Origin of the sequence: Fredinandcohnia quinoae (genome assembly GCF_022427965.1) — a bacterium.
Lineage (GTDB): Bacteria > Bacillota > Bacilli > Bacillales > Bacillaceae_L > Ferdinandcohnia > Ferdinandcohnia quinoae.
In genome coordinates this window covers 118,794-137,487 of sequence record NZ_JAKTTI010000001.1, presented here as the reverse complement: position 1 = coordinate 137,487, position 18,694 = coordinate 118,794, and the positions used below count along the sequence as shown (strand labels likewise).

Here is an 18,694-nt window from a genome sequence, read left to right as displayed (position 1 = left end):
TTATCCATAATTATTTTATATGCGATGGTACAATTTTTTCTTACCTGAATATTATGATATAGAAATGATTTTATTTACAAGGTACGTGGATATTGCATTTGAGGAGGGAAAGTATGAAATTCTATACGATTAAATTACCAAAGTTCTTGGGCGGTATCGTCCGTGCAATGTTAGGATCATTTAAAAAGGGATAATAAAAAAAGCACCGTCAGATAGGTGCTTTTTTTAATGGAATCCAGTTTCAATTTAATTTATTATACACGCTCAACTTTACCAGATTTAAGAGCTCTTGCTGAAACATAGACGCGTTTTGGTTTACCATCAACTAATATACGTACTTTTTGAAGGTTAGCTCCCCATGTGCGTCTATTTGCATTCATCGCATGAGAACGAGCGTTACCAGTAGTTGTTTTTCTTCCAGTGATTACACATTTACGTGCCATTCTATTTCCCTCCTTACTTACAATAACAACATTCATGAATTTAAATGTTCATAGAAATACTTTTATAATTTACCATACCTAAAGTGATAATGCAATAGCAAAACGTGTTGCTTTCAAGAAAAAATACTTGACATAGAAAATTTATAACGATGTATAATAATACCGAATAATACATATTCGGTCATTATACAGTAATTACTTTTAAAAACTGTTATCTTATAGTAAAATGACTATAGCCAAGAGGTACAATTTTCTAGAGGGGGAACTGATATGTCCATCGAATTAAAAACGAAATTTGGTCAAATTGATATATCTAACGAGGTAATTGCAACAATTGCTGGAGGAGCTGCAATCGACTGTTATGGAATCGTTGGGATGGCATCAAAAAAGCAATTAAAAGATGGAATTTCTGAGCTTTTACGTAAAGAAAACTTTACCCGTGGAATTATTGTCCGTCAAGAAAATGATGAGGTACATATTGATATGTATATTATTGTAAGTTATGGAACGAAAATTTCAGAGATTGCCCATAATGTACAAACAAAGGTGAAATATACATTAGACCAAACGGCAGGACTAGTCGTTGACTCGGTTAATATTTACGTGCAAGGAGTTCGTGTAACGAACCCGTAAAGAGGAGGAAATTTTAGTGTCAATTACTACATTAGATGGAAAACGTTTTGCAGAGATGGTGATATTAGGTGCTAGTCATTTATCTAATAATGCCAAAATGGTTGATGCACTTAACGTTTTCCCTGTTCCAGATGGAGATACAGGAACAAATATGAATTTATCAATGACATCTGGTGCAAAAGAAGTAAAGAACAATGTTTCAGTTCACATAGGAAAGGTAGGATCTTCATTAGCAAGAGGATTACTTATGGGAGCAAGAGGCAATTCTGGAGTAATTTTATCACAGCTTTTCAGAGGTTTCTCCAAAGCAATTGAACAAAAGGAAATAATAAATACTATTGATTTTGCCCAAGCACTACAAAATGGCGTGGAAACTGCATATAAGGCAGTGATGAAGCCTGTAGAAGGAACTATTTTAACTGTTGCTAAGGATGCTGCGAAACACGCTACTGAAGTAGCAACTAAAGAAAAAGATTTCGTTGCTTTAATGACTGAAGTGGTTAAAGAGGCACAAGCATCCCTTAATCGTACGCCTGATTTATTACCAGTTTTAAAAGAGGTAGGGGTTGTTGATAGTGGTGGTCAAGGGCTTCTTCTCGTATATGAAGGCTTCTTAGCAGAATTAAAAGGTGAAAAGATTTCAGAGATGCAAATTTCTTCTCCTTCCATGAATGAATTGGTAAATGCTGAACATCATAAAAGTGTTCAAAGTCATATGAGTACCGAAGATATTGTGTTTGGTTATTGTACGGAATTCATGGTGAAATTTGAGGATGAAAAAACAAATAAAAATCCGTTTGCAGAAGAAAAATTCCGTAATGATTTAAGTCATTTAGGTGATTCTTTATTGGTTATTTCCGATGATGATATTGTAAAAGTACATATTCATTCAGAGCGACCTGGTGATGTATTAACATATGGGCAACGTTATGGAAGTCTAATAAATATGAAGATCGAGAATATGCGTGAGCAACACACTACAATCCTTAATGAAGATAAAGGGCTTCAGGCCCCTACTCAAAATTTTAGCAAGGAAAAAGAGAAATATGGTATAATAACTGTTGCAATGGGTTCAGGAATTACAGAGCTTTTTAAAAGTATTGGTGCACACGCTGTAATCGAAGGTGGACAAACCATGAATCCTAGCACCGAAGATATTGTGAAGGCAATAAAATCTGTAAATGCTGAGAAATATATTGTTCTTCCAAATAATAAAAATATTATTATGGCTGCAGAGCAAGCTGCAACAGTTGTAGATGAACAGGTTATAGTGGTACCTTCAAAAACTGTTCCACAAGGGATGGCTGCATTACTAGCATTCAATCCTGCAGGTGATTTGGAGGTCATTGAATCTGCAATGAAAGATTCCTTATCACATGTGAAAACCGGTCAAATCACATATGCAGTTCGTGATACAAATATTGATGGTATTGATATCGAAAAAGATGATTTTATGGGACTAGCAGATGGTAAAATTGTCATTACCGATAAGGATAAACTCCATGCAGCAAAAGAATTATTAACAAATTTAATTGCTGAAGATGACGAAATTATTACTGTGATATATGGAGAAGATGCTAGTAAGAATGAAGTCGATTCTCTAGTAGCATTTCTGGAAGAAAAATATGAGGATGTAGAGGTTGAGGTTCATGATGGAAAGCAACCACTATATGCATTTATTTTCTCAATTGAATAAAAGTAAAGAAATAGAAGGGTGAACCCCTTCTATTTCGCCGTATACGGTTGAATTAAGGATTTTTTAGGATTTTTAAGAAATATTTGTAACAAAGTCCAAACTTTCACCATAGACCATAATATGTAGGAGGGAGATAATATGAAATATAGAAGTGTGTTTGATATAATAGGTCCGGTTATGATTGGCCCTTCAAGTTCCCATACTGCTGGAGCAGCAAGAATTGGACGGGTTGCAAGGAGTCTATTTAATCGTGAGCCAAAGTGGGCAAAAATTTCTTTTTATGGTTCTTTCGCAGAAACGTATAAGGGTCATGGTACTGACGTAGCGATCGTGGGTGGATTGCTGGATTACGATACATTTGATGAAAGAATTAAAACCTCTTTAGACATCGCAGAAAAAGCAGGTATGGAAATAACGTTTGTTGAAGAAACTGCAGTTACTGAACATCCTAACACTGCTAGGGTTCATATTGGAGACGATAATGGGGAATTAGAACTTGTCGGTATTTCGATTGGCGGAGGTAAAATTGAAATAACTGAATTAAATGGTTTCGAATTAAAACTTTCTGGCAATCATCCAGCAATTCTCGTCGTCCATAATGATCGATATGGTGCAATAGCAGGTGTTGCTAATATATTGGCAAAGTATGCGATTAATATAGGGCATATGGAAGTGGCTAGAAAAGAAAAGGGCATGCAAGCTTTAATGACAATTGAAGTGGATCAAAATATTGATCAAGATGTCATTGATGAATTATCAACCCTTCCAAATATTATTAAGGTAACAAAGATTGTCGATTAGTTGTTTTTGAAACGCTTTCATACGTTTTAATGACAAGGAGGATTACTATGTTTCGTAATGTTGCAGAATTAGTAGAAATGGCTACAAGTAAAAATATGAAAATATCAGAAATAATGATAGCTCAAGAAGTTGAGGTTACTGGTAAATCACGTGAAGAAATTATTCTTCAAATGGAAAAAAATTTGGAGGTAATGGAACAAGCGGTTGAAAGAGGATTATCAGGAGTTAGCTCGCACTCTGGATTAACAGGTGGAGATGCTGTGCTTTTGCAGGAATATATGAAAAAGGGAAATTTTTTGTCAGGAGAAATACTTTTAGATGCTGTGAGCAAGGCTGTTGCAACTAATGAGGTTAATGCTGCAATGGGAACAATTTGTGCAACACCAACCGCTGGATCAGCCGGAGTAGTGCCAGGAACCCTTTTTGCAGTAAAGAAAAAATTAAATCCAACAAAAGAACAAATGGTGCAATTTTTGTTTACAGCAGGTGCCTTTGGTTTTGTTGTGGCGAATAATGCGTCCATTTCTGGAGCGGCAGGTGGATGTCAAGCTGAAGTTGGTTCAGCTGCAGGTATGGCAGCAGGTGCTATCGTTGAAATGGCTGGTGGTACTCCACAACAATCTGCTGAAGCAATGGCGATTACCTTAAAAAATATGCTCGGTCTTGTTTGCGACCCTGTTGCTGGCCTAGTTGAGGTGCCTTGTGTTAAAAGAAATGCGATGGGTGCAGCTAATGCGATGGTTGCTGCAGATATGGCCCTTGCAGGGATAAAAAGTAGAATACCTTGTGATGAAGTAATAGAAGCAATGTATAAAATTGGTCAATCAATGCCAACAGCATTAAAGGAAACTGCTCAAGGAGGTTTAGCGGCAACTCCAACAGCTCGTGCGCTTGAGGCTAAGATCTTTGGAATTTCGCTGAAAAAAGGTGAATAACGAATTACTGCTTCCGATTGATCATATTAAAGGTATTGGTGAAGAAACAGCACTTCAGCTAAATGAAATGAATGTTTTTACGATTGAAGACCTGATTTTATACTTCCCATATAGATTTGAAGATTATAGTATGCGAGACCTCGCGGATGTTAAGCATGAAGAAAAAATTACAATAGAAGGTAAGGTTCATAGTGAACCGGTGCTTACTTATTATGGACGAAAACGTTCCCGATTAACCTTTCGAGTTCTAGTAGGACGATATTTAATAACTGCGACTTGCTTTAATCGACCATACTATAAAAATAAAATTACTTTACATGACACAGTTACAATTACTGGTAAATGGGATCAGCATCGGCAAACGATAACAGTAAATGAGCTAGTTTTTGCTCCTATCACAAAAAAAGATCGAATAGAACCTATATATTCTATAAAAGGCAAGATAACGGTAAAAGGAATGAGACGTTTTATTACAATTGCACTACAGCAATATGGTGATAAAATTGGGGAGAACATCCCAGAGCTTTTTTTAAGGAAATATAAGTTATTACAAAAAAAAGATGCAATTCGTATCATGCACCACCCAATAACCCAAGAAGAACTTAAACAGGCAAGAAGACGTTTTGTTTACGAAGAATTTTTATTATTCCAGTTGAAAATGCAAGCATTTAGAAAATTTGAGCGCGAACAAACGAAAGGTTCATCACTGCAATTTTCTGGAGAAGAATTATCAAATTTCATTAAGAGTCTCCCTTTTCCACTAACAAATGCACAAGATCGTGTTGTTTCAGAAATAATCAAAGATCTTCAATCTCCTTATAGAATGAATCGTCTTCTACAAGGCGATGTTGGTTCTGGAAAAACAGTTGTTGCAGCCATTGCCTTATATGCTTCATTTTTAGCGGGATATCAAGGTGCTCTAATGGTACCAACAGAAATATTAGCTGAACAACATGCTGTCTCTTTGGTAGAGTTATTTTCAAACTTTGGATTGAATATCCAACTCTTATCTAGCTCAGTAAAAGGGAAAAAGCGTAAAGAAATTTTACTGCAGTTAGAAAATGGTGATGTTGATATAATTGTTGGTACACATGCACTCATTCAAAATGAAGTTAATTTCAAAAAGCTTGGACTTGTTATAACTGATGAACAACATCGATTTGGTGTTGATCAACGTAGAGTGTTGAGAGAAAAAGGCGAAAACCCCGACGTTCTATTCATGACGGCTACCCCAATACCTAGAACATTGGCCATTACGGTTTTTGGTGAAATGGATGTTTCGATTATTGATGAGATGCCTGCAGGTCGGAAGGCGATTGAAACATATTGGGCAAAACATGAGATGCTTGATAGAATTCTTGCATTTGTTGAGAAAGAACTTATAAAAGGAAGACAAGCTTATGTGATTTGTCCACTAATAGAGGAATCCGAAAAACTTGATGTTCAGAATGCGATAGATGTTCATACGATGCTTTCTCTCCATTTTCAAAATAAATGGAAGGTTGGGCTAATGCATGGGCGCTTAACATCAGATGAAAAAGAGTTTGTAATGAAAGAATTTAGTGATAATGAAGTTCAATTACTTGTTTCAACAACAGTTGTTGAGGTAGGTGTGAATGTACCGAATGCAACTATGATGGTAATCTATGATGCTGAACGGTTTGGTTTATCACAACTTCATCAGCTAAGGGGTCGAGTAGGCAGAGGAAGTGAGCAATCCTATTGTATTCTTCTCGCAGATCCAAAGTCAGAGATTGGAAAAGAAAGAATGCGAATTATGACCGAAACAAATGATGGATTTGTATTATCAGAGAAAGACTTGGAATTACGTGGACCAGGAGATTTTTTTGGAAGAAAACAAAGTGGCATGCCAGAGTTTAAAGTTGCTGATATGGTTCATGATTATCGGGCGTTAGAGGTAGCTCGTAATGATGCTATAGAACTTATAAATTCAAAACAATTTTGGAAGGATTATAGCTTCAAATCATTAAGAGAGCATCTTACCTCATCTGGTGTGTTAGAGGGAGAAAAGCTTGATTAATTTTTTGGGATATGAATTAATGTATAAAAGCAGACTGTAGGAGGATCAAGTAAATCTTCTTGCAATCTGCTTTTTTAAATTATATACTACTATTAGTACCTAGTCTTAAGAGCGCGGACGGTGTATTTGATGAAGCGAAATAAAAAGGAACGGCAAATATTATTGCAAGAAACAATTAAGCTTAATCCATTTATTACTGATGAAGATTTAGCTGAAAAATTTACTGTAAGTGTACAAACAATTCGTTTAGATCGATTAGAATTATCAATCCCTGAGTTACGTGAAAGAATAAAACATGTAGCTGAAAAAAACTTGGAAAATCAAGTGAAATCCCTCCCGATGGATGAGGTTATTGGTGAAGTGATTGATCTTGAATTAGACCAAAGTGCAATCTCGATCTTCGATGTAATGAATGAACATGTTTTTAAAAGAAATCAAATTGCAAGAGGACATCACCTATTTGCCCAAGCAAATTCTCTAGCGGTAGCTGTTATTAATGATGAACTTGCACTAACTGCGAAGGCGAATATTCTGTTTACAAGACAAGTTAAAGAAGGTGAACGAATTATTGCAAAAGCAAAAGTTAAAAGCTTAGAACAGGAAAAAGGGAGAACACTAGTAGAAGTAATGAGTTATGTGGGGAATGAGTTGGTGTTCTCGGGTGAATTTATGATGTATCGTTCTAAGAAGCTAAAAAAGGATGTTGATTAACAAATGAAAATCGCTATAGATGCAATGGGTGGAGATTATGCACCAAAGGAAATTGTTGAAGGTGCAATAAAAGCAATCACGCATTATCAAAATTTACATATTACCCTTATTGGGGATGAGGCTAAAATACGTCCTTATTTATCAAATGATGAAAGGATAACAATTTTACATACTGATGAAGTTATTGAAGCAACCGACGAGCCTGTAAGAGCTGTTCGAAGGAAGAAGAATGCCTCAATGGTATTAATGGCTAATGAGGTTAAAGAAGGAAGGGCCGATGCTTGTATTTCAGCTGGAAATACAGGAGCTTTAATGACAGCAGGCCTTTTTATTGTGGGAAGAATTGATGGGATTGAACGCCCTGCTTTATCTCCAACACTTCCTACTTTAGATGGAAAAGGATTTTTGATGTTAGATGTGGGAGCAAATGTAGATGCAAAACCAGAGCATCTTCTCCAATATGCGGTGATGGGGTCTATATATGCTGAAAAAGTAAGAGGAATTTCCTCTCCAAGAGTAGGCCTATTAAACGTTGGGACTGAGGATAAAAAAGGAAATGATTTAACAAAGCATGCCTTCCAGTTGATAAAAGACTCGAACCTCCATTTTATTGGAAATGTTGAAGCTAGAGATTTATTAGATGGTGTTGCAGATGTCGTTGTAACGGATGGGTTTACAGGTAATGTAGCTTTAAAAACAATTGAGGGAACAGCTCTATCAATGTTTACAATGCTAAAAACTGCTTTTACAAGTAATTTAAAGAGTAAGGTTGCTGCTGGTTTATTAATGCCGCAATTAAAAGTGATCAAAAAAACAATGGACTACTCTGAGTATGGAGGCGCAGGTCTGTTTGGCTTAAAGGCACCAGTTATAAAGGCGCACGGTTCATCTGATGCAAATGGGGTATTCAGTGCAGTTCGTCAAACCGTTGAAATGGTTGAACAAGATGTTTCGGGGTTGATCCAATCTACAGTTGAGGAAATAAATCATAAGGTTAACTAGGTAGAAAGGAGTCGATAGAAAATGGGGAAAATTGCATTTGTATTTCCTGGTCAAGGATCACAAATCGTAGGTATGGGTAAAGAATTAGCTGATGCTAATAAAAGAGTACAAGAAATTTTTGCCAAAGCTGATGAGAGTTTGCATGAGGACTTGACTGAAATAATTTTTAATGGTCCACAAGAAAAGCTGACCTTAACTGTGAATGCACAACCAGCGTTATTAACGACTAGTATTGCAATCTTAGAGATATTTAAGGAGGCAAATATTACACCTGATTTTGTTGCTGGGCATAGCCTTGGAGAATATACAGCACTAGTAGCTGCAGGGGCGATTAGCTTTGAGGATGCTGTAACAACTGTTCGAAAACGCGGAGAGCTGATGGAAGAAGCTGTACCTGCTGGACTTGGGACAATGGCAGCAATCCTTGGAATGGAAAGTGATGAATTACGGTTGGTAACCGAGCAAGTTTCCATGAATGGGGAGGCTGTTCAGCTAGCAAATATTAATTGTCCCGGCCAAATTGTGATTTCTGGAACCACCGGGGGCGTAGAGGCTGCTTGTGGGCTTGCAAAAGAAAAAGGTGCAAAGCGAGCTATTCCTCTAGAGGTAAGTGGTCCATTTCATTCCGTATTAATGGAACCAGCTTCCGGAAAGCTTCGTGATGCACTTGACAGCATTGAAATCAAGGATGCTCGTATTCCGGTAATTGCTAATGTTAATGCGAAGGAGATGATTTCTTCAGATATTATTAAAGAAAACCTGATAAATCAACTCTTCTCGCCAGTATTATGGCAAACATCTGTTGAATATATGTTGGACCAAGGTGTCGATACATTCATAGAAATTGGACCAGGAAAGGTATTATCCGGCTTAGTTAAAAAAGTCAATAGAAGAGTAAATACGTACGCAATAAGTGATTTGGAAACATTACAAAATACAATAAATGCACTAAAGGAGGTAGATTAAGTTGTTAGATGGAAAAGTTGTACTTGTAACAGGTGCTTCACGTGGAATTGGACGATCAATCGCAATAGAACTTGCAAGAGCAGGTGCGAAAGTCGCAGTTAATTATTCAGGAAGTGAAGCGAGAGCCAATGAGGTTGTTGATGAAATTAAAGCACTAGGGAAAGAGGCATTTGCAATACAAGCCAATGTTGCGAACTCAGAATCAGTTGCAACAATGGTTAAAGAGGTCATCGCTACTTATGGCAGTCTTGATATTTTAGTAAATAATGCTGGCATCACGAGGGATAATTTACTAATGAGAATGAAAGAAGACGAGTGGGATGATGTTATAAATACTAATTTAAAAGGTGTATTCCTTTGCACGAAGGCAGTTACTCGTCAAATGATGAAACAAAGATCAGGTAGAATAATCAATATTGCGTCGATTGTTGGAGTTAGTGGCAATCCTGGGCAGGCAAATTACGTTGCAGCTAAAGCAGGGGTAATTGGCTTAACAAAAACAACTGCAAAAGAACTTTCTAGTCGAAATATTACAGTGAATGCAGTAGCTCCAGGTTTTATTACAACTGAAATGACCGATAAATTACCAGAAGACGTGAAAAACGAAATGCTTAAGCAAATTCCACTTGGTAGATTTGGTGATACTAAGGACATCGCAGGAGTCGTATTATTTCTAGCTTCTGAAAATAGCAGTTATATGACAGGTCAAACTCTACATGTTGATGGTGGTATGGTGATGTAATTAGAAAATCGTATCAAATGAAAACTAGTTTTTCTATTAAAAATCAAATATAATATTGAAGGGAGGTGAGTGAAATGGCAGATGTATTAGAAAGAGTAACAAAGATCGTAGTTGACCGCTTAGGTGTCGAAGAATCAGCGGTAAAACTTGAAGCTTCTTTTAAGGATGATCTTGGAGCAGATTCACTAGATGTTGTAGAACTAGTTATGGAACTTGAAGATGAGTTCGACATGGAAATCTCTGATGATGAAGCAGAGAAAATTTCTACAGTTGGTGATGCTGTAAATTACATAAAGAGCCAGCTATAATATTTGTTTTTAGAAAAAAGTCCCGTATTATACGGGGCTTTCTCCTTGGAGGTACGTTAAGGTGAAAAGAATGACGAATAAAGAAAAAGGAATAAAGATAGGTGCGAAATTTAAGGCATTTCAAGAAAGGGTTGGTATTCATTTTGTAAATGAAAAATTACTAATCCAAGCATTTACCCATTCATCCTATGTGAATGAGCATCGAAAAAAGCCGTATGAAGATAATGAGAGGCTAGAATTTTTAGGAGACGCGGTTTTGGAACTGACAATATCACAGTTTCTTTTCAAAAAATTCCCTATTATGAGTGAGGGTGAATTAACAAAAATGCGTGCAGCGATTGTTTGTGAACCATCCTTAGTAACATTTGCCAATGATTTATCATTTGGGGAGATTGTACTACTTGGAAAAGGAGAGGAACTGACAGGTGGAAGGGAACGTCCTGCATTATTAGCGGATGTTTTTGAGGCTTTTATTGGAGCGTTATATCTAGATCAAGGTCTTGATATCGTATGTCAGTTTTTAAATAATACCGTAATACCTAAAATTAATGCGGGTGCTTTTTCTCATGTGATGGATTATAAAAGTCAACTCCAAGAACTGGTCCAACGTACTGGAAATGGAGTAATTGAATATAAAGTACTTCAAGAAAAAGGTCCTGCACATAGTCGTGAATTCGTTTCAAGAGTTGCCTTAAATGGTGAAGAATTAGGTATTGGATCAGGAAAATCAAAAAAAGAAGCGGAACAGCATGCTGCTGAATTAGCACTTAAAAAACTGAAAAATAAGTAATTATACTCCCCTTTACAAAAGGGGCTTTTTTTACATCAAAAAATAATTCATACCTACTTGTGTGTTTATGTTAAAATATGTAGGGATTATTTAATATTTAATATTATTGTGAGGGGGAAATATATGTTCCTCAAACGTTTAGATATAGTAGGATTTAAATCGTTTGCAGAAAGAATAGCGGTAGATTTTGTTCCTGGAGTGACAGCGGTTGTAGGTCCTAATGGAAGTGGAAAAAGTAATATTACTGATGGTATCCGTTGGGTGCTTGGAGAACAATCGGCTAAATCCTTACGTGGTACAAAGATGGAAGATATAATATTTGTTGGTAGTGATAGTCGCAAGGCATTGAATGTAGCTGAAGTTACATTAACTTTAGATAATGATGATCATTTTTTACCAATTGACTATAATGAAGTAAGTGTAACCCGCCGTGTGTATCGGTCAGGTGAAAGTGAATTTTTAATTAATAAACAATCTTGTCGATTAAAAGATATTGTTGATTTATTTATGGATTCTGGCCTCGGTCGTGAAGCGTTTTCAATTATTAGCCAAGGGAAGGTAGAAGAAATCCTAAGCAGTAAATCTGAAGAACGTAGAAGTATTTTTGAGGAAGCAGCAGGTGTTTTAAAATATAAAAGCCGTAAGAAAAAAGCAGAATACAAGCTAGCTGAGACCCAAGAAAATTTAAATCGTGTTAATGATATCCTACATGAGCTAGAAATTCAAAAGGAACCATTGCAAATTCAGGCATCAATAGCAAAGGATTATTTGGAAAAAAAGGAAGAGTTAGAGCAAATTGAAGTTGGTTTAACCGTATATGAGATAGAAGACCTCCACGAGAAATGGGAGCAACTTTCTAAATTGGTTGAACAACATAAAGAAAAGGAACTTGGTCTAAACACCATTTTACAAAAAAAAGAAGCCCAAATAGAAGAAATACGTGGTCAAATGGATGCTGCAGATGAGGCAGTTAATGAACTTCAACAAGTTTTATTACGCACAAGTGAAGAGCTTGAAAAACTAGAGGGACGAAAAGAAGTATTAAAGGAACGCAAAAAAAATGCAGTTCAAAATAGAAGCCTTCTTGAAAGCTCTATAAAAGAACTAAATGTAAAAATATCTTCACTATCAGAAACAAAAACACAAGAGCTTGAGAAATTGAAATCACTGATTAATGAAGTGCAACAGTTAAAGGATGAATTAACGAATAAACAAACATTGCTTGAGTCATTTGATCAAAATATTGAAGAAAAGATTGAAAATATTAAAAGTGACTATATCGAATTGTTAAACAAACAGGCCACCTATCGAAATGAGATAGTATATCTGAAAGACCAGGAACAACAACAAGAACGTAAAGCAAGTCGTTTAGATGAATCGAATCAAAAATATGTACTTGAAAGAACAGCTATTCAGGATGAAAAATTGAGTCTTCAAACAAAGCTCTCTGTTATTGAAGAAGAAATTAATAAGCAGATTATTAGCTTTAGGGATGTACAAAAGAAGCTTGAGAATAGTAAAACAAACTATCAAAAGAAGGAAAGTACACTGTATCAAGCTTATCAATATTTACAGCAAACGAAGTCTCGAAAAGAAATGCTTGAAGAAATGCAGGATGATTATGCTGGCTTTTTTCAAGGTGTTAAAGAAGTATTAAAAGCACGAAATGAAAGCCTCTCAGGAATTGAAGGGGCAATAGCTGAACTTATACATGTGCCAAAGGAGTATGAAACTGCTATTGAAATAGCTCTAGGTGGAGCCACACAGCATATAGTAGTCGATAATGAGAAAAGTGCAAGAGATGCAATTAAATATCTTAAACAGAATTCTTTTGGTAGAGCAACATTTTTACCATTGAATATTATTAAAGAGCGCATAATCTCCTCTGGATTATTAGATTCTGTTAAGGCACATCCGTCATTTATTGGCGTTGCTGCTGATTTAATCTCGTATAAGACGGAGTATCAGTCCGTGATTAATAATTTATTAGGTACTGTTATCATTACTTCAGATTTAAAGGGAGCGAATGAGTTAGCGAAAATCATCCAGCATCGATATCGACTTGTTACATTAGATGGTGATGTTGTAAACCCCGGTGGTTCAATGACCGGAGGGGCTGTAAAGCAGAAGTCAAATTCCTTGTTAAGTAGAGGGCGTGAGTTGGAAACCGTCACTGAAAAGTTAGCTGAAATGGAGGAAAAAACGAACGATCTAGAACAACATATTAAAAAGTTAAAAAGTTCTATATCAGAAAATGAAGATATTCTTGAGAGATTGCGTGAAGTTGGAGAGCAATTGCGACTAAAGGAGCAATCGGTCAAGAGTGAGTATCGTGAAGTCGTACTAAAAGAACAAAATGTAAATGAACATTTAGCATTATATGATCAAGAAAAGCAATTGTTTGGTTCAGATCAAGAAAAGATAATAGTACGATTAACTGAGTTAGAGAAAGAGTTGGCAAATATTGAGGAACAACTGAATCGTATGGATGATACTCTTAATCAATTGCAATTACAAAAAAATGATCAACAATCTTCTCGTGAATCTATACTAACTGAAATTACTGATCGTAAGGTTATTTTAGCGGGTAAGAAACAATCGGTTGAAAATCAGCAAGAGAAGGTTCATCGATTAGAAGAAGAATACTTACAATTGACATCAAAATATACTGAAGCGAATGATGATTTATCATTATTAAATAATGAAATGACTTCAAATCATTCTGGTGAACAAGAGTTAGAAGAAGCAGCAAGGAAAAAGGCCGATGACAAAGATGAAACCATTCAATTAATAAGTAGTCGTAGAGAAAAGCGCCTTCAATTACAAATAACGCTTGAAGATATTGAACGGGAATTAAAAGAGGATAAAAGGCAATACAAGCAGCTTGTTGATATTTTGAAGGATGAAGAGGTTCAGGTAAACCGTCTAGATGTAGAGCTAGAAAACCGCTTGAATCATCTACGTGAAGAGTATTTATTAACATACGAAGCGGCAAAGCAAAAATATCCACTGCAAATGGAGATTACTGATGCTAGGAAAAAAGTGAAATTGATTAAGCTTGCGATCGAGGAATTGGGTACTGTTAATATAGGGGCAATTGATGAATTTGATCGGATTTTTGATCGGTTTACTTTTTTAACTGAGCAAAAGGATGATCTCCAGGTCGCAAAAGATACTTTATACAAAGTAATTGGTGAAATGGATGTAGAAATGAAAAAAAGGTTTGAAACTACCTTTACTAGTATCAGATCTCATTTTGAATCTGTATTCCAAGCGTTATTTGGTGGAGGTCGTGCTGATTTACTCCTTACTGATCCTAACGATTTATTAAATACGGGTGTTGATATTGTAGCTCAACCACCAGGTAAGAAACTTCAAAATTTAAGTCTTTTATCAGGTGGGGAAAGAGCACTTACTGCAATAGCACTTTTATTCTCAATTTTAAAAGTAAGACCAGTCCCATTTTGTGTTCTTGATGAAGTAGAAGCTGCACTTGATGAAGCGAATGTATATCGTTTTGCGAAATATTTGAAACAATTTAGCAAGGAGACTCAATTCATCGTTATCACACATCGTAAAGGTACGATGGAAGAAGCGGATGTTTTATATGGGGTAACCATGCAAGAATCAGGTGTTTCGAAACTTGTTTCAGTCAGGTTAGAAGAGTCCAAGGATTTTGTTACAAGTAATTAATATTTTTGAAAGGGGATTTCAATGAGTTTTTTTAAAAAATTAAAAGAGAAAATTTCAAACCAAGCTGATACAGTATCAGAAAAGTTTAAAGAAGGTTTAATGAAGACGAGGAGTTCTTTTTCAGAACGGGTAAACGACCTTGTTGCACGTTATCGTAAGGTTGATGAGGACTTTTTTGAAGAACTTGAAGAAATTCTTATTGCTGCAGATGTTGGTGTGTCAACTGTCATGGAATTAATTGATGAATTAAAAACAGAAGTAAAGAAAAGAAATATTCAAGATACAAAAGAAGTACAAGCAGTCATATCTGAGAAGCTTGTTGAAATATATAATGGTGGAGAAGAGCAAAAGAATACCCTAAATATTCAAGAGAGCGGGTTAACGATTATCCTTGTCGTTGGTGTAAATGGTGTCGGTAAGACAACATCAATTGGTAAAATAGCGAATAAACTTAATAATGAAGGCAAATCTGTTCTTTTAGCTGCGGGTGATACCTTCCGTGCGGGTGCGATTCAACAACTAGAAGTTTGGGGAGAGCGTGTCGGTGTTGAAGTAATAAAACAATCTGAAGGCTCTGATCCAGCGGCTGTAATGTATGATGCGGTGCAAGCTGCAAAATCCCGAAATGTTGATGTTTTACTATGTGATACTGCAGGTAGACTCCAAAATAAAGTGAATTTAATGAAAGAACTTGAAAAGGTAAAAAGGGTTATTGAACGTGAGCTCCCAGGCGCCCCACATGAAGTACTGTTAGTTCTTGATGCAACAACAGGACAAAATGCACTAACCCAAGCGAAAACCTTTTCTGATGCAACGAATGTCACAGGCATCGTGTTAACAAAGCTTGATGGTACTGCAAAGGGCGGTATCGTTCTAGCGATTCGGAATGAACTAAATATTCCTGTGAAATTTGTAGGTCTTGGTGAAAAAGTAGATGATCTACAGGAATTTAATGCTGAGCAATATGTGTATGGCTTATTTGCGGATCTTGTAGACAATAACGAGGAATGACAAAGCCGAGGCTGTAAAGAAAAAAACTTGACAACATTTCTATGAATCGGTAAACTAGTGAATTGTAAAGGTATTTCACTTAACAAGGGGGAGATACTATGCTTGAAAAGACAACGAGGATGAACTATTTGTTTGATTTTTATCAGTCGTTGCTAACTCCTAAGCAAAAAAGCTATATGTCTTATTATTACTTAGATGATTTTTCCCTTGGTGAAATAGCAGAAGAATATCATATTAGTCGTCAAGCTGTTTATGACAATATTAAACGTACAGAAACGATGCTTGAAGAATATGAAGAAAAACTGTTACTATTTCATAAATTTCTAGAGCGACAAAAACTTATTGCAAAGCTTAAGGAACTTTCTCTGGTTAGTAATGAGAAAGAGGAGCTTCAAGAAGTCATCCAGTTGCTTGAGAAATTAGAATAGGGGGCGGAAACAATGGCATTTGAGGGATTGTCCGACCGACTGCAGAGTACCATACAGAAAATTCGCGGTAAAGGAAAAGTAACAGAAACAGATGTAAAAGAGATGATGCGAGAAGTTCGTCTTGCTTTATTAGAAGCAGACGTTAACTTCAAAGTTGTTAAAGACTTTGTGAAACGTGTTAGTGAACGAGCAGTAGGTCAAGAAGTAATGAAAAGTTTAACTCCTGGCCAACAGGTTATTAAAGTAGTTCAGGAAGAACTCACTGCATTAATGGGTGGGGAACAGAGTAAAATTGCTGTTTCTAAAAGACCGCCAACTGTTATTATGATGGTCGGGCTTCAAGGTGCAGGTAAAACGACGACAACCGGAAAGCTCGCAAATCTATTACGTAAAAAGCACAACCGGAAGCCAATGCTAGTAGCTGCGGATATATACCGTCCAGCAGCCATTGATCAACTCGAGACATTAGGTAAGCAATTAAATTTACCGGTGTTTTCCTTAGGCGATAAAGTAAGCCCTGTTGAGATTGCAAAGCAAGCAATCGAGAAAGCAAAAGAAGAACATCATGATTATGTATTGATTGATACAGCTGGTCGATTACACATTGATGAAGCTTTGATGGAAGAATTAAAGCAAGTTAAGGAAATTGCCAACCCTGATGAAATTTTCTTAGTTGTTGATGCTATGACTGGTCAAGATGCGGTCAATGTAGCACAAAGCTTTAATGATTTATTAGGCTTAACTGGTGTAGTGTTAACAAAGCTTGATGGTGACACTCGTGGTGGTGCAGCATTATCTGTAAAATCTGTTACAAATACGCCGATTAAATTTGTCGGACTTGGTGAAAAGCTTGATGCACTTGAACCTTTTCATCCTGAAAGAATGGCATCCCGTATTTTAGGTATGGGTGATGTCCTGACATTGATTGAAAAAGCACAGTCCTCTGTTGATGAAGAAAAGGCAAAAGAGCTTGAAAAAAAGTTTCGCTCAGCGTCTTTTACATTTGATGACTTTCTTGATCAATTGTCACAGGTTCGTAAAATGGGACCACTTGATGAAATACTTGGAATGCTACCAGGTGCAAACAAAATGAAAGGCTTGAAGAATGTTCAAGTCGATGATAAGCAAATTGGTCATGTTGAAGCTATTATCCGTTCAATGACTAAGAAAGAAAAAGAAAACCCAGAAATCATTAATTCAAGTCGAAGAAAGCGAATTGCAAAAGGGAGCGGAAGAACTGTTCAAGAAGTTAACCGTTTACTTAAGCAATTTGAGGACATGAAAAAAATGATGAAACAAATGACAAATATGGGTAAAAGTAAGAAAAAAGGATTCAAATTTCCTTTCATGTAACGTTGTAAAGAAAACTCACCGATTGGCGAAGCCAGAGGTGTTAGTTACACTTATAAGGTTCGGAAAGTTCCACTTTCTGAACGTTGTAAAGAAAAAACACTTTACAAACATAATAGTAATTGCTATTATAATATCTTGTTGAAATAATTTCGGAGGTGCTATTTAAAATGGCAGTAAAAATTCGTTTAAAACGTATGGGAGCAAAAAAATCTCCTTTCTATCGTATTGTTGTAGCTGATTCTCGTTCACCACGTGATGGACGTCAAATTGAAACAATTGGAACTTATAATCCAGTTGTTCAACCAGCAGAGGTAAAAATTGATGAATCATTAGCATTAAAATGGTTACAAGATGGAGCAAAACCATCTGATACAGTTCGTAACTTGTTCTCAAAGCAAGGCATTATGGAAAAATTCCACAACGCTAAAAACGGCAAGTAATAGGAGCGAATTAGATGAAAGAGTTAATTAAAACCATCGTACAGCCACTTGTTGACCATCCTGAAGATGTTGTGATAGATGAAACTTCTGACGATCGCAACATGACATACCTTCTTACAGTTAATAAAGAAGATATGGGTAAGGTAATTGGTAAACAGGGACGCGTTATAAAAGCGATTCGAACTGTTGTCTATGCAGCAGGAACTGGACATAATAAACGAATTCATCTAGAGATTAACGAATGAAATAAAATAGTAAAAAAAGGGTGAGGGAAACCTCCTCTTTTTTTATAACTAAAAAGTAGGTGAATTCTATGAAAATTCTTCAAACAGTTGTAGTCAAACAAGTTTTGACTGAAAATAGTAAGAAAACACTTCTAGATTCAATTCTACAAAGCAAGAATCAATTACATAAAGAATGTGAACAGCTACAATTTGAATTAAAAAAAATGGAAAAGACAAAGAAATATAACCCCGCAAAATTACAACCCCACTTTTTGAAAGAAATAAATAATAGACAGGAAAAAATAAAACTTCTTGACTTCCAAATTGAGCAAATACATATGCTACCATTAGGTAGTGAATTGAAAGAAAAGGAAGTTCAATCAATCATTGAGGTAAATAAAGGCGATGATTGGGCAGAGATAACAAGTTTAAGAACAATCGTTATTAAAGAAGGTATTGTTGAAGATATACGGTAGA

General features: G+C 36.0%; 20 protein-coding genes. 19 read left to right on the top strand and 1 reads right to left on the bottom strand.

Annotated elements, in window-relative coordinates; translation table 11 throughout:
• Positions 1-113 precede the first annotated feature (113 nt).
• Positions 114-194: a stage V sporulation protein SpoVM gene (gene spoVM, locus MJG50_RS00690; RefSeq protein WP_010282530.1), complete on the top strand. Its 81-nt coding sequence runs from the start codon at positions 114-116 to the stop codon at positions 192-194.
• Between the two features lie 60 nt (positions 195-254).
• On the opposite strand, the gene rpmB is transcribed toward spoVM, so the two are convergent.
• A complete protein-coding gene (gene rpmB / locus MJG50_RS00685; protein WP_240251859.1) occupies positions 255-443 on the bottom strand; it encodes a 50S ribosomal protein L28 in 189 nt (62 codons plus the stop codon).
• A gap of 270 nt (positions 444-713) precedes the next feature.
• On the opposite strand from rpmB, the gene MJG50_RS00680 reads away from it, so the two are divergent.
• The 18 genes from MJG50_RS00680 (at position 714) to MJG50_RS00595 (ending at position 18,693) form a co-directional block, all read left to right on the top strand.
• Complete coding sequence (locus MJG50_RS00680) at positions 714-1,076, top strand: Asp23/Gls24 family envelope stress response protein (protein ID WP_240251857.1); 363 nt, start codon at positions 714-716, stop codon at positions 1,074-1,076.
• Between the two features lie 16 nt (positions 1,077-1,092).
• Positions 1,093-2,772 carry a DAK2 domain-containing protein gene (locus MJG50_RS00675; RefSeq protein WP_240251855.1) on the top strand — a complete coding sequence of 560 codons (1,680 nt, stop codon included), beginning with the start codon at positions 1,093-1,095 and terminating at the stop codon, positions 2,770-2,772.
• Between the two features lie 138 nt (positions 2,773-2,910).
• Positions 2,911-3,573: an L-serine ammonia-lyase, iron-sulfur-dependent subunit beta gene (gene sdaAB, locus MJG50_RS00670; protein WP_240251853.1), complete on the top strand. Its 663-nt coding sequence runs from the start codon at positions 2,911-2,913 to the stop codon at positions 3,571-3,573.
• 47 nt (positions 3,574-3,620) lie between these two features.
• Positions 3,621-4,508, top strand: a complete 888-nt coding sequence (gene sdaAA, locus MJG50_RS00665; protein WP_240251851.1) for an L-serine ammonia-lyase, iron-sulfur-dependent, subunit alpha — start codon at positions 3,621-3,623, stop codon at positions 4,506-4,508.
• Entirely contained in the window at positions 4,501-6,549 is a 2,049-nt protein-coding gene (gene recG / locus MJG50_RS00660) for an ATP-dependent DNA helicase RecG (protein ID WP_240251849.1), read from the top strand. Before sdaAA ends, recG begins: the two co-directional genes overlap by 8 nt.
• Before the next feature lie 129 nt (positions 6,550-6,678).
• Positions 6,679-7,260 carry a transcription factor FapR gene (gene fapR / locus MJG50_RS00655; RefSeq protein WP_240251847.1) on the top strand — a complete coding sequence of 194 codons (582 nt, stop codon included), beginning with the start codon at positions 6,679-6,681 and terminating at the stop codon, positions 7,258-7,260.
• A gap of 3 nt (positions 7,261-7,263) precedes the next feature.
• Positions 7,264-8,262: a phosphate acyltransferase PlsX gene (gene plsX, locus MJG50_RS00650; RefSeq protein WP_240251845.1), complete on the top strand. Its 999-nt coding sequence runs from the start codon at positions 7,264-7,266 to the stop codon at positions 8,260-8,262.
• 21 nt (positions 8,263-8,283) lie between these two features.
• Entirely contained in the window at positions 8,284-9,228 is a 945-nt protein-coding gene (gene fabD, locus MJG50_RS00645; RefSeq protein WP_240251843.1) for an ACP S-malonyltransferase, read from the top strand.
• A gap of 1 nt (position 9,229) precedes the next feature.
• Positions 9,230-9,970: a 3-oxoacyl-[acyl-carrier-protein] reductase gene (fabG, locus tag MJG50_RS00640; protein WP_240251842.1), complete on the top strand. Its 741-nt coding sequence runs from the start codon at positions 9,230-9,232 to the stop codon at positions 9,968-9,970.
• A gap of 74 nt (positions 9,971-10,044) precedes the next feature.
• Positions 10,045-10,278, top strand: coding sequence for an acyl carrier protein (locus tag MJG50_RS00635; RefSeq protein WP_240251840.1), 234 nt, complete (start codon positions 10,045-10,047; stop codon positions 10,276-10,278).
• Positions 10,279-10,348: 70 nt separating this feature from the next.
• Positions 10,349-11,068: a ribonuclease III gene (gene rnc / locus MJG50_RS00630; protein ID WP_240252312.1), complete on the top strand. Its 720-nt coding sequence runs from the start codon at positions 10,349-10,351 to the stop codon at positions 11,066-11,068.
• Between the two features lie 123 nt (positions 11,069-11,191).
• The gene (gene smc / locus MJG50_RS00625) at positions 11,192-14,761 is read left to right on the top strand and encodes a chromosome segregation protein SMC (protein WP_240251838.1); all 3,570 of its coding nucleotides are present in this window, start codon (positions 11,192-11,194) and stop codon (positions 14,759-14,761) included.
• Between the two features lie 21 nt (positions 14,762-14,782).
• On the top strand, positions 14,783-15,772 hold the full coding sequence (gene ftsY / locus MJG50_RS00620) for a signal recognition particle-docking protein FtsY (RefSeq protein WP_240251836.1): 990 nt from the start codon (positions 14,783-14,785) through the stop codon (positions 15,770-15,772).
• A gap of 98 nt (positions 15,773-15,870) precedes the next feature.
• Positions 15,871-16,200 (top strand): putative DNA-binding protein, encoded by a 330-nt coding sequence (locus MJG50_RS00615; protein WP_240251834.1) that lies wholly within the window; start codon positions 15,871-15,873, stop codon positions 16,198-16,200.
• A gap of 12 nt (positions 16,201-16,212) precedes the next feature.
• Positions 16,213-17,553: a signal recognition particle protein gene (gene ffh, locus MJG50_RS00610; protein WP_240251832.1), complete on the top strand. Its 1,341-nt coding sequence runs from the start codon at positions 16,213-16,215 to the stop codon at positions 17,551-17,553.
• A 167-nt stretch (positions 17,554-17,720) separates the two neighbouring features.
• On the top strand, positions 17,721-17,993 hold the full coding sequence (rpsP, locus tag MJG50_RS00605) for a 30S ribosomal protein S16 (protein ID WP_240251830.1): 273 nt from the start codon (positions 17,721-17,723) through the stop codon (positions 17,991-17,993).
• Positions 17,994-18,007: 14 nt separating this feature from the next.
• The gene (locus tag MJG50_RS00600) at positions 18,008-18,238 is read left to right on the top strand and encodes a KH domain-containing protein (protein WP_240251828.1); all 231 of its coding nucleotides are present in this window, start codon (positions 18,008-18,010) and stop codon (positions 18,236-18,238) included.
• Positions 18,239-18,306: 68 nt separating this feature from the next.
• Positions 18,307-18,693, top strand: coding sequence for a YlqD family protein (locus tag MJG50_RS00595; RefSeq protein ID WP_240251825.1), 387 nt, complete (start codon positions 18,307-18,309; stop codon positions 18,691-18,693).
• The last annotated feature ends 1 nt before the right edge of the window (position 18,694 follow it).